Annotated in this window: 16 protein-coding genes and 1 pseudogene; 3 read left to right on the top strand and 14 right to left on the bottom strand. The window is 38.8% G+C overall.

Annotation, left to right across the window (positions count from 1 at the left end; translation table 11 throughout):
• Positions 1 to 2: 2 nt before the first annotated feature.
• A complete protein-coding gene (locus MUN87_RS08360) occupies positions 3 to 1,769 on the top strand; it encodes an ABC transporter ATP-binding protein (protein WP_244747256.1) in 1,767 nt (588 codons plus the stop codon).
• 148 nt (positions 1,770 to 1,917) lie between these two features.
• A complete protein-coding gene (locus MUN87_RS08365) occupies positions 1,918 to 2,886 on the top strand; it encodes a glycoside hydrolase family 43 protein (protein WP_244747257.1) in 969 nt (322 codons plus the stop codon).
• Between the two features lie 14 nt (positions 2,887 to 2,900).
• Here MUN87_RS08365 and MUN87_RS08370 read toward each other — a convergent pair whose 3' ends face one another.
• The 3 genes from MUN87_RS08370 to MUN87_RS08380 all read right to left on the bottom strand — a co-directional run bounded on the left by MUN87_RS08370 (position 2,901) and on the right by MUN87_RS08380 (position 6,102).
• Positions 2,901 to 3,491, bottom strand: coding sequence for a YgaN family protein (locus MUN87_RS08370; RefSeq protein WP_244747258.1), 591 nt, complete (start codon positions 3,489 to 3,491; stop codon positions 2,901 to 2,903).
• Positions 3,492 to 4,345: 854 nt separating this feature from the next.
• On the bottom strand, positions 4,346 to 5,125 hold the full coding sequence (gene ytvA, locus MUN87_RS08375) for a YtvA family blue-light photoreceptor (RefSeq protein ID WP_244747259.1): 780 nt from the start codon (positions 5,123 to 5,125) through the stop codon (positions 4,346 to 4,348).
• Between the two features lie 74 nt (positions 5,126 to 5,199).
• Positions 5,200 to 6,102, bottom strand: coding sequence for a LysR family transcriptional regulator (locus tag MUN87_RS08380; protein ID WP_244747260.1), 903 nt, complete (start codon positions 6,100 to 6,102; stop codon positions 5,200 to 5,202).
• A gap of 107 nt (positions 6,103 to 6,209) precedes the next feature.
• Between MUN87_RS08380 and MUN87_RS08385 the strand changes: the two genes are divergently transcribed.
• Complete coding sequence (locus tag MUN87_RS08385; protein ID WP_244747261.1) at positions 6,210 to 7,214, top strand: YeiH family protein; 1,005 nt, start codon at positions 6,210 to 6,212, stop codon at positions 7,212 to 7,214.
• A 255-nt stretch (positions 7,215 to 7,469) separates the two neighbouring features.
• On the opposite strand, the gene MUN87_RS08390 is transcribed toward MUN87_RS08385, so the two are convergent.
• From MUN87_RS08390 to MUN87_RS08440, 11 genes and pseudogenes are all read right to left on the bottom strand, one after another.
• Positions 7,470 to 7,733 (bottom strand): GNAT family N-acetyltransferase, encoded by a 264-nt coding sequence (locus MUN87_RS08390; protein ID WP_369414024.1) that lies wholly within the window; start codon positions 7,731 to 7,733, stop codon positions 7,470 to 7,472.
• Positions 7,628 to 7,939, bottom strand: coding sequence for a hypothetical protein (locus MUN87_RS08395; RefSeq protein ID WP_244747262.1), 312 nt, complete (start codon positions 7,937 to 7,939; stop codon positions 7,628 to 7,630). Before MUN87_RS08395 ends, MUN87_RS08390 begins: the two co-directional genes overlap by 106 nt.
• Before the next feature lie 42 nt (positions 7,940 to 7,981).
• Positions 7,982 to 8,290, bottom strand: coding sequence for a hypothetical protein (locus MUN87_RS08400; RefSeq protein WP_244747263.1), 309 nt, complete (start codon positions 8,288 to 8,290; stop codon positions 7,982 to 7,984).
• Between the two features lie 153 nt (positions 8,291 to 8,443).
• Positions 8,444 to 8,866: an ABC transporter permease gene (locus MUN87_RS08405; protein ID WP_244747264.1), complete on the bottom strand. Its 423-nt coding sequence runs from the start codon at positions 8,864 to 8,866 to the stop codon at positions 8,444 to 8,446.
• A 310-nt stretch (positions 8,867 to 9,176) separates the two neighbouring features.
• Positions 9,177 to 9,446, bottom strand: a pseudogene (locus MUN87_RS08410) (family 1 glycosylhydrolase); the annotation flags it as partial.
• Positions 9,447 to 9,473: 27 nt separating this feature from the next.
• Positions 9,474 to 9,836 (bottom strand): ArsR/SmtB family transcription factor, encoded by a 363-nt coding sequence (locus MUN87_RS08415; RefSeq protein WP_439649667.1) that lies wholly within the window; start codon positions 9,834 to 9,836, stop codon positions 9,474 to 9,476.
• A gap of 808 nt (positions 9,837 to 10,644) precedes the next feature.
• A complete protein-coding gene (locus MUN87_RS08420; protein ID WP_244747266.1) occupies positions 10,645 to 11,880 on the bottom strand; it encodes a dicarboxylate/amino acid:cation symporter in 1,236 nt (411 codons plus the stop codon).
• A gap of 305 nt (positions 11,881 to 12,185) precedes the next feature.
• Positions 12,186 to 12,716, bottom strand: coding sequence for a hypothetical protein (locus MUN87_RS08425; protein WP_244747267.1), 531 nt, complete (start codon positions 12,714 to 12,716; stop codon positions 12,186 to 12,188).
• A 64-nt stretch (positions 12,717 to 12,780) separates the two neighbouring features.
• The gene (locus MUN87_RS08430; protein ID WP_244747268.1) at positions 12,781 to 13,080 is read right to left on the bottom strand and encodes a hypothetical protein; all 300 of its coding nucleotides are present in this window, start codon (positions 13,078 to 13,080) and stop codon (positions 12,781 to 12,783) included.
• Positions 13,081 to 13,184: 104 nt separating this feature from the next.
• Positions 13,185 to 14,117 carry an anti sigma factor C-terminal domain-containing protein gene (locus MUN87_RS08435; RefSeq protein WP_244747269.1) on the bottom strand — a complete coding sequence of 311 codons (933 nt, stop codon included), beginning with the start codon at positions 14,115 to 14,117 and terminating at the stop codon, positions 13,185 to 13,187.
• Between the two features lie 85 nt (positions 14,118 to 14,202).
• Positions 14,203 to 14,616 (bottom strand): RNA polymerase sigma factor, encoded by a 414-nt coding sequence (locus MUN87_RS08440; protein WP_244747270.1) that lies wholly within the window; start codon positions 14,614 to 14,616, stop codon positions 14,203 to 14,205.
• Positions 14,617 to 14,669 lie beyond the last annotated feature (53 nt).

Raw genomic sequence — 14,669 nt, forward strand, 5'->3', positions numbered from 1 at the left:
ACATGACTAGAGATAAAAATACGTATAATAAGATTCAACCTGTTATCAAACGATTACTGAACTATATAAAACCTTACAAACGGAAACTATTTTCAGTTGTTATATTCGCAGTGTGCAGTACTTCTTTTACTATTCTAAGTCCCGTTATTCTAGGGTTAGCTGTAACAGAATTATACGAAGGAGCAGTCCAGGGAAGTAAGGTGGATCTGCAGTATATCTTTCTGATAATTTGTCTGTTAGCAGTACTATACTTACTAAGTTCTGTATTCACCTACATGCAAGAATATCTTCTTATTGGTGTGACCCAAAAAATTATTTACACCCTTAGAAGTGAAGTGTATCAAAAGCTTTATAAATTGCCAATAACTTTTTTTGATCATACCAGTCATGGAGACATCCTCAGCAGGTCTATTAATGATATTGAGAAAATAAATAATACATTCAAGCAGATGATCAGTCAATTTCTCACATCCGTTATTTCATTACTAGGTATCATGCTTATCATGCTTTATATAAGTCCTCTTATAACGGGCGTTGTATTTCTCATTATTCCCGGGAGTATATTTATTACAAAGAAAATAGTGAAGAAATCTCAACTATATTTTAAAAATCAACAGAAGCTGTTAGGTAATCTAAATGGTTTTGTGGAAGAATCATATACGGGACAGGAAACGATAAAGGCTTTTAATCTGGAAAATGATGCAGATGAGAATTTCCAAAAAAGAAATAACCTTTTATACGAATATAGCTGGAAAGCACAGTATATATCCAGTACCATAACCCCTCTGCTAAAGCTTTTACAAAACATGGTGTATATTGTGGTATGCGTCCTTGGCAGTATTTTTGTCATAAATCAATTGATAACGTTGGGGAATATTCAAGCTTTTATTATGTATGTGCGTCAGTTCCAGCAGCCTGTTAATAAATTGGCTACGATTATGAATACTATTCAGTCAACGATAGCTGCTTCCGAAAGGGTCTTTCAACTATTAGATGAGAAGGAACAGCCTCTATCTGCTAAAAAAAATGCTGACCATTCTAGTCATAATAATGAATTTGTTCATTTTGAAAATGTAAGCTTCTCATATGACCATTCTTCATCTGTTATAAATAACGTAAATCTAAAAATAAATAAGGGCGAAACTGTTGCTATTATTGGGGAGAACGGGGCAGGTAAGTCAACATTATCTTTATTACTGCTTGGTCTGTTAGCACCAAGTGAAGGACGAATCCTGATAGGTGGTAATAACATCCACCAAATAGAGGAGCAAGAGAAATTTGAATTATTTGGAACAGTATTCCAAGAAAATTGGCTGTTTAGCAGAAGCATCAGGGAAAATATCGCTTATGGCTCTAAAGCTGATGATGTAACGGATGAAGAGGTTATAAAAGCGGCAGAGTTAGCTCAAGCCGATTACTTTATTCGGAATTTACCTGATGGCTACAACACCATCATTAATGAATCCGGATCTAACTTATCAGAGGGCGAAAAACAACTTATAGCAATTGCGCGAGCTGTTATGGCACAACCAGAAATATTAGTGCTCGACGAAGCCACTAGTCATGTTGATATGATGATGGATGAACGTATCCAAACTGGCTTACAAGGCTTAATGAGAGGACGAACAACGTTTATTATTGCTCATCAACCATCGACAATAAAAACGGCTGATAGAATTATCGTCTTAGAAAATGGAGAGATAATCCAAGAAGGCAATCATGACGAATTATGGCAAAAGCATGGTTATTATAAAGATTTTATTAGCTGAAATCTGACAATCCGCTTATCGCTAGTCTACTAGTCTTAACCACCATTGCCTTTTTCCATCTAGGTAAATGATCTGTGCAACCATAATATTTCAATAAGCCATAATTCTTTGGTAAACTGAAATATACTATTATTAAATAGGAGGTCACATGATGAAAAGACCCTTCTCAAATAAGGGCCACGAATCATTTTACGGCTATTTATTTGCCCATTTTATTGGCGAGCAAAAGAACGGCGAACAAATCTATTTTGCGCTAAGTAAGGATGGGCTGCATTGGCAAGATCTGAATAACCAGCAGCCGGTTTTGTATTCAACAGTTGGAGAACAAGGAGTACGGGACCCCTTTTTAATTCGAAGTAACGATGGGAAAACCTTCTATTTACTGGCTACCGATCTCAGTATCTATCACCGTGGTGGCTGGCAACATGCGCAAGCTACAATTACCGGCAGTCATTCACTCGTTATTTGGGAATCACCCGATCTTGTGAACTGGTCTGAGCCACGGATTGTAGAGGTTGCTCCGCAAGATGCAGGCTGCGCTTGGGCTCCGGAGGCTATTTTTGACGAGCAGGAAGATGATTATCTCGTATTCTGGGCATCCAGCAGAAAGGCAACGAACGGTGAGGGCAGAGGCATGCATATCTATTGCAGTAAAACAACAGATTTTCGTAGTTTTACAGAGCCTCAATTATATATCACTCGTGGTGAAAACAACTCAATCATAGACACAACCATCATCTCGGCAAATGGTTCCTATTACAGAGCATCAGGTGACGGGCAAATCACCATTGAAGCAAGCGACCAATTATTGGGGGAATGGCAAGTTCTTTCTACTTTAGAATCCTTAGGCATGAAGCTTACCGGTAAAGATGTTGAAGGGCCGGAATTTTTTAAGTTTAACGGAGAAAATAGATGGGGATTGCTCGTTGATCAGTACGCAACAGAAGGAGGCTATCTGCCAGTCACCACTACAGACATAGGGGACACAACCGGGACATGCTGGCGCAAATTAAAACCGGATGAATATTCGTTTGGTCAGCTAAAAAAGCGTCATGGCACGATATTGCCTGTAACGGAAAAGGAATATCATGCTATATGGACGAAATGGCATAAATAATCACTTTACCTTATTTATTGAAACTTATACTTAAGTATAAATACGACATCAAATTCTTTTATCAAGTCTATATTAATTTGACTTTTTTTATAAAATTTATCTGGCAATCTCTCGCCCATTGTGGGGTCTGTACTAGTATAACAAATACTCAATAAGATACCTTCATCTTTAAATTGCTGTTCAAGCAGCGGGTTAGAATCCCACCTGCTGCTCATTGAACTCAATTCCTCATCAAATGTTTGAAATGTTGTAGCACCACCTATTTTGTCCTGACTATGAGCAGTAATATTGAAAATCGGATCATCACGTCTCGTTTTAGAGGTGGAGAAAACAATCATGCCATCTTTCTCTATTGGTATAATGGAATGATCAACCAGTTCTTCTTGTAAAGTACCAAATGAGAATTTTTCCATTTTTAATTCCACTTCATCGTAGTCTTCGCCAATAAAAAAATCGAATATAAAGTATTTATCTGCTGTATTATCTAATATATTCAATTCTCTATCAGTTAGTTCAGCTTGAGCAATATAATTTTGTTGATGGACACAGGAAGTAATCATCATGAAACAAAACAGCCCTAGAAAATAATATACAATCTTTTTCATTAGCTTCTCTCCACTCAAAAATTGAATTTATATCCAATTATACCAAAATAAATTCTATGCTGCCAACGGCATACAAATTATTTTCACAAGAACCGAAATTTCCTTTGAAAAGGGATGAAAATCCTGATTAAACTTCGTGCAATCCTGCATACGTGATTTTCTTGTTGTTCATAATAAAGATGTCATTCGGCACTGGCATCTACCCAAAATGAATTAAACTCTTTTACTTCTTGGATCTGCAAGAAAGCAAACTAATACCTAAACCCGCCGCTATCGCTTCTTTAATGATCTGAGTACTGTCAAACTCCAACTTTTTCTCAGAGTCGATGATGTCTGCTTTTCTAACTCTTAAACTGAAACATCCCCTTCATTTCTGGCCAAACGGTGATTCAGAGCGACTACTATACACATGGAATCCTCCGCAAAAGATTCAATAACCCGATGTTTAATACATCTTCCTCATCTATACTTGTTGCAGAAAACTCTGTAAATACAGAGATCCCTCACTACCTCCTTGATACCAGGGTAATGTATCTGGTGTAGTTTCTACTTCAGCTCGTGGACTTTCGCTTCCGAACGCTCTTAATAAGCTCAAAAAAACGTCAATGCCTTCGTTTGAAACGGGGAACATAACACAATTGAAAATTCACGTTTTACCAGCAGTTGGTTGATCTTTATCACAGACAATGAACCCTTGGCACTTTCATCACGAATTGCCCAGTAGATGACTCAACAATATATTGGCTATTTTTAATGTATTTCCAATCGTGATGGTTGGTTCAATCATTTCTATTCTAGTTAGAGGAACTTTAGTAAAAAAAGCACCTTCACCAAGATGCTTTCCTCCAAAAATATTATTCAGAAATATACGCAATAGCTGCTTTCACATTGTTAAATGTAGGGATTTTGTTGACTGTATCTACCATCCCAGCTGTTTTCATTGCGAGATTGGGACCGATTCCTGCCAGTAGTGTTTCTTTCCCCATTAAACGAGCTAACTGACTGATCTCGAAGAAACGGGAAACGACATACGTATCCATTTCATACAAACCAGACAAATCGATAATCAGGTAATCTTCATCCGAATCTTCCAGATAAAAGGATAGCCGCTTGCTCATCGAATCAAATCGTTGATCGGTGAAGTTGCCGATCAGCGGCAGGATAACTGCATTGTCTGTTATCGGCACAATCGGGGTCGAGATACTGTCCATCTCTTTTAATGTATTCTCTAGTATCATTGCCTTTTCCCTTTCTTCACTGATATCTTTTTGAATCCCGATAAAATAAAACTTGGATTCTTCCTCTATCCAGACCGGATCGATGATTAATTCATTCCAAAAGCCTGTCTGATCTTTCCTATAATTGTATAACAAGACTTCAATGGATTCTCGATTATGTAATGCCTCCGAAATCTTTCGTACACTATCATCATTTGTTTCTGAACCTTGAAGAAAGCGACAATTCTGTCCGATCACTTCCTCACTGGTATAGCCAGTTAAGTGATAAAAGCCTTCATTAGCAAGTATGATCGGATTATCTTCCTGATCGGGATCGGTAATGACGACTCCCACTTTTGTTCGATTAAGTGCTTTTTCAAATAGGATTTGTTTAAACGTAGCAATCTCCTCCTGCACAATTACAATTAGTCTAATTTTATCATAAATAAAGCCTCTTGCAAAAAACGTTAATCAGTATGCCTACCTGACATTTACTCCAGTTCTCGTGGACTTTCGCTTCCGAATGCTCTTAATAAGCTCAAAAAAACGTTCAGCGCCTTCGTTTGAAACGGCGAACGTAACACAATTGAAAATTCACGTTTTACCGGCAGTTGGTTCAGCTCCACCACAGACAACGAACCCCTGGCACTTTCATCGCGGACTGCCCAATAAGAAAGCAGACTAATACCTAAACCCGCTGCTATCGATTCTTTAATGATCTGAGTACTGCCAAACTCCAATCTTTTCTCAGGGTCAATGCCAATCGATTGAAACATTTTTTCCGTAACTTCCCTGGTTCCCGAACCTTGTTCCCGCACGATCCATGTCTCCTTTTCTAATTCTGAAACGGAAACATTCCCTTCTTTTCTGGCCAAACGGTGGTTAGGAGCGGCTACTATACACATGGAATCCTCTGCAAAAGGTTCAATAACCAAATGCTTATCATGAAAGGCTCCTTCCACTATCCCTACATCTATTTGATGACTCAACACTAGATTGGCTATTTTGGATGTATTTCCAATCGTGATAGTTGGCTCAATCAGTGGATAGTGCTGGTGCATGTTTTTGATCACATGGGGCAACACATATTCACCAAAAGTATAACTGGCACCAATCGAAATAGGACCGCTTGCCTTATTAGTCAGATCATCGATTAAGTCGTGCATTTTTGCATAAAGCCCCAAGATCTCCTTTGCATGGTAATACACCATTTCACCCGCCTGATTCAAGCGGACAAACTTGTTGCTTCGTTCCAGTAATTTGGATCCCATAGTTTGCTCCAGCGATCGGATGTACTGACTGACAGCAGGCTGGGTCATGTGTAATTTTTCTGCTGCACGCGAGAAATTCTTTAATTCTGCTACGGTGACGAAGACTTGTAATTGTTGATCCATTGTATTCCACCTTTTTCATTTATATAAATTTACTTATGATTAACATAATAAATGATTATTTTACTTATATCCAGAGAGGACGTAATCTGAGAACAGGTGGTGTTAACATGAAAAACGCAAAATTTGACATAAATAGGATCGGCGGTATAGCTTTCACCTTTTTGATTGCCTCGCTTGGTTTTTTATTAGCAAAGTTACCCGGTTTTGACCAGATCGGACAGCTGGCATCCGCGATCATTATCGCTGTTTTCTACCGGCAGTTATGTGGATACCCTGAATTCTTCCGCTTAGGTATCGCTTTTTCTTCCCAAAAATTATTACGGTTTGCGATCGTTTTATTCGGATTAAAGCTCAATATTGCTACGGTTATACAGGATGGAGCAGGATTACTGCTTCGAGATATTGGGGTTATAACCTTTGCCATCCTAACAACCGTATGGCTGGCACGGCTTGTGAAGGCCGATAAAAATATCTCTCTTCTGCTTGGGGTAGGGACAGGAGTCTGTGGTGCCGCAGCCATCGCTGCCATTGCACCTATCATAAAATCTAAAGAGGAAGACACAGCGATCAGCGTTGGTATCATCGCATTATTTGGCACTGTTTTTGCTATTACGTACACTATTTTACGCCCATTCCTCCCATTAACGCCAACAGAATACGGCATCTGGTCCGGCATTAGTTTGCATGAAGTAGCGCATGTCGCCCTCGCTTCCGCACCAGCAGGAAAAGAAGCACTGGCAATAGGGCTGCTGGCAAAATTGGGCAGAGTATTTTTACTCCTGCCACTGTGCCTGCTATTTATCTATATCATCAAACGAAAAAAGGGCCGGGATGAGCAGGATGCGCAAACAAAAATAGCATTCCCCTGGTTTTTGATAGGATTCATGGTGATGAGTATATTGGGAAGCTTTGTACTCGGCGATATTATTCATGTATCCTCTTCTTTTATAAATGGGGCTTCGCATCTTAGTACATGGTGTTTAACAGCAGCAATGGTCGGATTGGGACTGAATGTAAATATACGTGATCTGCGCGCCAAAGCACTGAAACCAGCGATTGTGATGGTGATAGTTTCTATTTGTTTAACTGTTTTAACGTATTTTATTGTATAAAAAGGGGCTGGAAGGTCTTTTTCTAGCAGAAGTGTGATTGAAAGGAGTTCAGGTGGAAGGGGCTTTGTAGCAGGATGTTTGCGCTTGAAGTTCGGGCTACTTCAGACGTTTGGTGGTTCTTTTTTGACTCTTACGCTTGAAGTTTGCTCTTCTTCAGGCGTTCGGCTCTTCTTTTTTGGTCCTTACGCTTGAAGACAACTGAATGAAACACCAATAACCCTTCAAACCGCCGAAGACAGCTTCATACCTACTCGCTCACAACGTTATAAGCATCGTCTCGGATGTTCCATCAACACAATAATGTGCAAATCCTGTTTTTTTATAAAGATGAATGGCTTGCACATTCCCCCGGTCTACACTTAACGATACCGTTCTAAAACCATCCGCCTTCGCTTGTTCTATTATTTTTTTCATTAACAGAAAACCAAGTCCCTTTGCCCTTGCCTCTTCCGAAACAGCAATCCCCAGCTCCGGGGTATTTGAATTGACATAACCATAGCCTCGAACAATCGATACCAGACAGCTCCAACCGGCTGACGATCCGAATTATGCGCAATGAATGCTCGATCCCCTTTTCTTCCCCAATCCTCATAATACTTTTTAAGATGTGGCACGTTTAATAATTCTTCTTTTGGCGGTTTGTTTTCGGGAACATAGATAGATTCATATAACATATCGGTTAAAAAGGGAAACTGATCATCTGTCATATTTTTTATCATAAACAATACTTTTACCACCTTCGCATTCATTTTTTCTCAGCCATTCATTTAACCTTCTCGTAATCCGATATAAGGAATTTCTTCATTATTCACGATTGCAATATATAACCCGCTAGGTTCCTCTGTTTGGTAAATGCTGGTACCCACCGGTAAGATTGTAGCTGTTCCACTAGTAAACTCATTACTCTCAGCAGTTTGCCTGGTTATTTCGGCAACTTCCTCACCTGCCGTCCAATCTTTTTCCATCACCCAGTCAAGATCCCCTGCATTACTATACACAATTCCATTTAGCAAAAAAATATCTGCTTCCGGATTATCTATTAAAATATCTGCAGCTGTCGGGTTACCTGAACTCATTAGGTTCTCCTCTTTTTGATGATAGCAAGCGACTAGAACGACCGAAGTAATCAGCGTTATGAAAAAGAGTTTTCGTTTCAGCTTCATCACCTCTTTTATGATATCATTTATCAGTGACCTGCTGCTGCCATTTTTCTATCGTATCCCAAACGGCTAATGCTTAGCTTCTTTGTGATACTCGAAGCTTGAAGTGCGACGGTTAGCACTGTGATAAAACAACGCAACAAAGATAGCGCTAACAATCGGATAACCAATATAAACCGCTGGATTCATATGTTCCACTAAGCTATACTCTCCCCACTCAAGCCATAAACGCCATCCCATCCCAAGACCGCTTAACAGTATAGAAAGCACAAAAACGCTTGCAATCCTTTTTTTCATTAACCCAGCAAAGATGATTGCTACTATTAAATAGATGAATAACGTTAGAAACGTAAAAAACAGGCTAAACCCTTTTAATCCAGGAACGACGAATGTAAAGGAGATTCCGGAGAAAAAGACAATCGTAAGCATCGTAACTATTAAAAATAGCTTAGGTGATTGTTCGATATGATGATATAACTTTTCTACCAACATGGGCTTCACTCCAATTTGTTTTCTATTTCAACGTTGTTCCCTACACTTTTCTCTAAATTTATAGACATTGTAATAAATTCACCTTACATTCGTTTCTTATTTTAACATAAATATCCATTCATAAGTAGTGAATATTCTCATTCAGACATTTACATACCATCATACTTTTTTTGGATTTTTATCAGAATAAAAAAGCTAATCCTCCTTACATACCAAGAGAATTAGCCTTTTAAAATAAATTTTTTCTGATAGTGCTCTGTTTCAAAATCTTTTTCCACTTCTTCAAGTGGGTGAGTTCAATCAATAACTACTATAGTATTTCACCATTACTTTCAATAACTTTCTTATACCAATCAAAGCTTTTCTTTTTCTTTCGTTGAAAACTGCCATTACCATAATCATCGACATCTACATAAATAAAGCCATATCGCTTGCTAACTTCTGATGTCGACACACTTATAATATCAATTGGTCCCCAGCTTGTATAGCCCATCACTTCTACACCTTCATTAATAGCTTCGCGGATTTGTACCAGGTGCTCCTGTAAATAATCAATACGGTAATCATCAGCAATATATCCACCATGATGTCTGTGCTTCCTTCCTATTCATCCTTTTTCTTCTTCCCAGTGGTTCTGTATATATTCTTCAATGTGGTTCATCATATTCTTCAGCAAAAACAAGCTGTTATGTTGAGGATCTATATAATAAAAATTCTTCGTGCCTACGCGATGAACATTCACCACTTTCGCTTCTTTTAAAATCCGTAAATGATGTGAAACAGTAGGACGGGATAAATGTGTTTTTTGCGTAATTTCACCAACCCGCATTCCATCCTTACAACCTGCTGCGATCAGCGTAAGCAGGATAGATTGTCTTGTCGGATCGCCAATCGCTGTCAGAACATGTTGGCATTCCCGGAATTCAGCAGCTAATACATTTAATTGCTCTGTGTCCTTCATTGCATGCAGCTCCTTGTTGAAACTTATCAGGGTGTTAGCGTCTGTTTACTCTCGCTTAGCTTCTTTGTGATACTCGAAACTTGACTTGGGAGTATTACAGACGGTCAGTACCGTGATAAACATATTAATCATAACATATAGATAGTTTTATAAATCATTGGGAAAAAAATTCAAGACCATTAAATTATTTATAAAAAATGGGAAATCATATAGTATTCTCGTTGAACATATTCCTGGATCCTGTTCCTACCCAATACATAATCGGATAAATATCAACGCTATTGGAGGGATACAATTGATTATTTTTCCATAATATGCCTTGTAATTGGTGATGGGATGCTGACAACACTATTTGGATACTTCGACTTCATTTCGTAATAATAATCTTCAATACTTTTATCTACCTAGAAGAATGCATGTGCATCTATGGTAACTGCTCTCCACTTTTAGTTCCTTTCCCACTAAACGATACAAATCTTGAGCGACTGCTCCCCACTTTTGGCTCCTTTCCCGCTATACGAGACAAATCTTTGGCGACTGCTCCCCACTTTTGGTTCCTTTCTCGCTAAACGAGACAAATCTTGAGCGAGCACTCTCCACTTTTGGCTCCTTTCCCGCTAAACGATACAAATCTTTAGTGACTACTTCCCACTTTTGGTTCCTTTCTTGCTAAACGATACAAATCTTTGGCGACCACTCTACACTTTTGGCTCCTTTCCTTATACTTGATGCATTCAAAACTTCAATACGTCTTCATTGCTTAAATTTTTCCAACCTAGAAAAAACACGTCTATTCGAAAATAGACGTGTTTCCACACTAAGCAGTTTCTTCTGTTTTATCTTTCTCATTTCGTTTATCGCCTTCTGAAATAATATACGCACAAGCTGCATCACCGGTAATGTTGAGCGATGTACGTAACATGTCTAATAATCTATCAACACCGATAATTAATGCAATACCATCTACAGGTAAGCCGACTTGCTTCAGCACCATTGCCAGCATAATAAGTCCCACACCAGGAACACCGGCTGTACCGATACTTGCCATGGTTGCGGTTAAGACAACCATTAACATTTGGCTAATGCCAAGTGGCTCTGCATATACTTGTGCGATAAATACGGTAGCTACCGCCTGCATAATCGCCGTACCATCCATATTGATCGTCGCACCTAAAGGCTGAACAAAGCTGCTGATTTCTTTTTTCACCCCAAGTCTTTCCTGTGCCATTTTCATCGAGACTGGCAGTGTTGCACTTGAACTCGATGTACTGAAGGCAACAGACATCGCTGGGAAGAACAGTTTGTAAAACTTTATCGGACTAGCTTTTCCTAATCCTTTAATCGCTAAACTGTACGTAACAGCACCATGGATAAGCAATGCGAGGATGACAGCAACCATATACATTAACATCGACCCTAATGCATCTAATCCGGCATCTCCAATTGCAGACGCAATCAACGCAAACGCACCATAAGGGGCTGTTTTCATTATCGCATTCACCAGGAAGATTAAGATTTCATTTGCTTGTTCAAATAATCGAAGGATGCCGCTTGTTTTGTCACTAAGTTTCGCTAAGGCAATCCCAATAAATACGGCAAAAGCAATAATTTGTAACATGTTCCCCGTTGACATTGCTTCGATCGGGTTCTCCGGAATAATATTGATAAAGGTATCCATAATAGGCGGAGCAGCTTCTTCTTCATAGCTGGCATTTCCCGTATCAAATGTGCCTGCTTTACCTGGTTCGAGAATTAAGCCAACTCCAAGCCCAATGAATAAGGCTACAGCGGTCGTACATAAATAAAATCCAATCGTTCGAATCCCGATTTTCCCAAGCTTTGCAGGATCACCAAGACCGGCCGTTCCCAGTACAATGGATACGAAAACGATCGGTACAACAATCATCATAATTAGATTTAAGAATATTTGTCCAACTGGATTTAATACATACGTATCAACACCAGTAAAAATGTTACTCGGTAACAACGATAAACCAATACCTGTAATTACACCTAGTACCAGTGCAATCAGTATCTTTTTCGTTAAACTCATATCATTCGTCCTTTCTCGTTGATTATCTTGTTTATTGCTATTTGCTCGTCATAAATGTCAGACAGAATCCCTTTTTCGGAACGCTCCCGATTCTTGCCTGCTGCGTTTTTTTTGTGGTTTCTTATAGAAGGGGATCACTTTTTATACTGGATTTATTATGTAGCTTCAAACATGGGGATATGCAAAAACAAACGAATCCAACAGCCCACCACTTTATCAATATAAACTCTATTGTATAATAGATTAATAAAGATTTAAAATATTTTTACAAATATAAAACTATTTACCTACCGCCAATAAGGTGGTTATTTTAGTGGTGAAATAAAATAAGTAACAGAAATCACAATGTCAATTAGTACAACGATTCCCCATACCTGGAGCGTTCTCCACAGTATCTCTGTTTCACTCGGTTTTCCAATATAAAAAATCATCAACAGCAATAGTACGCCGCCAATCAGATAGGCTAAGACATGCTGCAAGGAGCCTTTCATGCTGTGTTTTGCATAATCCATTCCGATTCTCCGTATTGGCTTTGGTCCCTCACGTTTCACATAATATAAAAAACGTTCATCTGCCCAGCGAATCATCGATTTCCCATAAACGATGGAGATGGCCAGATAAATGGGGGCAATGCTGTGCGCACCGGTTATTTCTGCTCCACGATAGACGTCAATACTCGTCACAACAAGCAAAACAAGATCGACAATCGGCGTCATCGCCAGTAAAAAGAGACCCGCTTTTTCCTTGTTAAACAGATATCTCGTTACCAATCCCGCGATAATAAAGATCCAAAATCCGATCTCACACGCTACAATCAGCCATGCAACAATGTGCATATTTAACCACCTTCATTTCTCAACATCACTGCTTCACCAGTTCGGGTATGCGTTTTCAAAAAACTTATATACTTTCCTGCTGACTATATATTTCATAACCAATATAACCAAATAAATAGCCGATTCCCGATCCTAAACTGATAGTAAGCAGCAGTGAATACGGCAAATAAATCCCTGCCAGCACACCAATTGCACAACCAGCCAGCATTCCCATCGGTATCATAGTGTCTAATACCACCTGAGCACGTTTAGTTTTTTTCTTCCCCAATTTACCTTGGTCATATTTATGCCGAAGTCTATGGAGGACAAATAACACAATCACTGCGACGATGACGAGAGGCGCAATTGCTTGGATAACTTCCACGCTGGAATCGCTCCTTTCCATTAAGATAATTTCGTTTACATACTTAACTCCTATATATTCCTAAGTTTATCATATAATACCCATAAATAGGTGGATTTGAAACATTAATAGTTGTCCACGACGCCTCCTAAGGAAGCTGCCTGAACAAAAGGCTCGTTGATCATGTCTAAGATTTGCTCCTTCGTTCCATACACAACTACACCTAAGATTTCGGCATCTTCTATATCCTGGTCCTTCAAATGGCTATATGCTTGATGGTGTTCGCTTGCATAACTGGTTTGCAGTAATTGAAGAAAGTTATTGTAATCATATTCCAAATCAGTATTGGCATAATAAGTGGAATTAATCGAAAAACCTAGAGCATCATTTTCTCTTATAAATGCCGCAGACCAATCGTACTCATCTGCTTCTTTTCTATATGTTTCTAATTGACTGTCGGTGTATGTGTTGATCCAAAACCATGTCATTTCCGGAAGCTGCTCAACAGGTAAGTCACGTTGCTTGTATGGTTTATCAAAAGAAAGAGCAACTTCATAGATATTATCCCCTGACATACTTTCAATAAGCCCTTCATCGTTATTATATTTTTCGTACGTGACATCGGGGTGGAAAAACATCATATTTCTCCAGCCATTATCTTTATAGGTAAACTGCCATTCTTCACCAGTTACTCCGATGCTTCCACCTGCACCTCTTGAAAGCAAAACAGATGGAATCAGCCCAAAGGAATACTGATCCTGTTCCATCACAACTGCTTTTCTTTTCATATCCTTGGAAACCTTATAATTGCTTGATCCTCCAAGAATGCCTGTAGAATCAACAGTTTCACTGATATAGCCATTAGGTGTAGTGAGTCTGATATATGCATCCCGCTCTTTATATGCCTTTTGACTAAAATAGGCTGAAATAGCAAAATTGCCTATACTCAGCACAACAAACACCAGGATAGACACGGCAACAATCGTAATGATTGTCTTCCTTTTCCCTTTTCTTATCGCTCTTTTTACCTTCTTTTCATCAAAAATATCATCGCTCATGAAGATTCCCCCACTTCTCTTTGAATGCTTTTCTTGCCCGAAATAAGTATGTCCTGATTGTCTCTTCCTTCATCCCTAATAGTAATCAAATTTCTTTATAACTTAGCTCCAGTTCATATTTTAATAGCAAAAGCTGTTGATAGATTTCCTGTATCTCCTTTAAGGTTAGAAAGATTTCAGCACTCAATTCGATATGTAATACGCTCGATTCAATATCATCGTCATTTGCAAAATTATTCCAAAAGCGATCATCATTGATCGACATCACCTGTTCTTTTCCTTTTTTCTTTAACATTCTTTTGAACTCATTCATTGCAATGGAAAAAATATAGGATAGTGCTTTATCTGAAGCAACGCCGCTGCTGTACGCTATATATTTCATATAACTCTCCTGCACAATATCCTCCGCATCTTCATGACTGCATCCGTTCTTTTTCAAATAGTAATAGATCATTTTTGCCTGTTTATTATATATTTGCAACAAAAGCTGTGAATCCATAACATCTCCCCTCGGATAGAATATCGCCTATTATATAGAGTCGGTTTCTTTTG

Origin of the sequence: Gracilibacillus salinarum (assembly GCF_022919575.1) — a bacterium.
GTDB classification, from domain to species: Bacteria; Bacillota; Bacilli; order Bacillales; family Amphibacillaceae; genus Gracilibacillus; species Gracilibacillus salinarum.

Coding starts and splice junctions, on each gene's coding strand:
- MUN87_RS08360 (WP_244747256.1), top strand. CDS start 3: ATGACTAGAGATAAAAATACGTATAATAAGATTCAACCTGTTATCAAA.
- MUN87_RS08365 (WP_244747257.1), top strand. CDS start 1,918: ATGATGAAAAGACCCTTCTCAAATAAGGGCCACGAATCATTTTACGGC.
- MUN87_RS08370 (WP_244747258.1), bottom strand. CDS start 3,491: ATGAAAAAGATTGTATATTATTTTCTAGGGCTGTTTTGTTTCATGATG.
- MUN87_RS08380 (WP_244747260.1), bottom strand. CDS start 6,102: ATGGATCAACAATTACAAGTCTTCGTCACCGTAGCAGAATTAAAGAAT.
- MUN87_RS08385 (WP_244747261.1), top strand. CDS start 6,210: ATGAAAAACGCAAAATTTGACATAAATAGGATCGGCGGTATAGCTTTC.
- MUN87_RS08400 (WP_244747263.1), bottom strand. CDS start 8,290: ATGAGTTCAGGTAACCCGACAGCTGCAGATATTTTAATAGATAATCCG.
- MUN87_RS08405 (WP_244747264.1), bottom strand. CDS start 8,866: ATGTTGGTAGAAAAGTTATATCATCATATCGAACAATCACCTAAGCTA.
- MUN87_RS08420 (WP_244747266.1), bottom strand. CDS start 11,880: ATGAGTTTAACGAAAAAGATACTGATTGCACTGGTACTAGGTGTAATT.
- MUN87_RS08425 (WP_244747267.1), bottom strand. CDS start 12,716: ATGCACATTGTTGCATGGCTGATTGTAGCGTGTGAGATCGGATTTTGG.
- MUN87_RS08435 (WP_244747269.1), bottom strand. CDS start 14,117: ATGAGCGATGATATTTTTGATGAAAAGAAGGTAAAAAGAGCGATAAGA.
- MUN87_RS08440 (WP_244747270.1), bottom strand. CDS start 14,616: ATGGATTCACAGCTTTTGTTGCAAATATATAATAAACAGGCAAAAATG.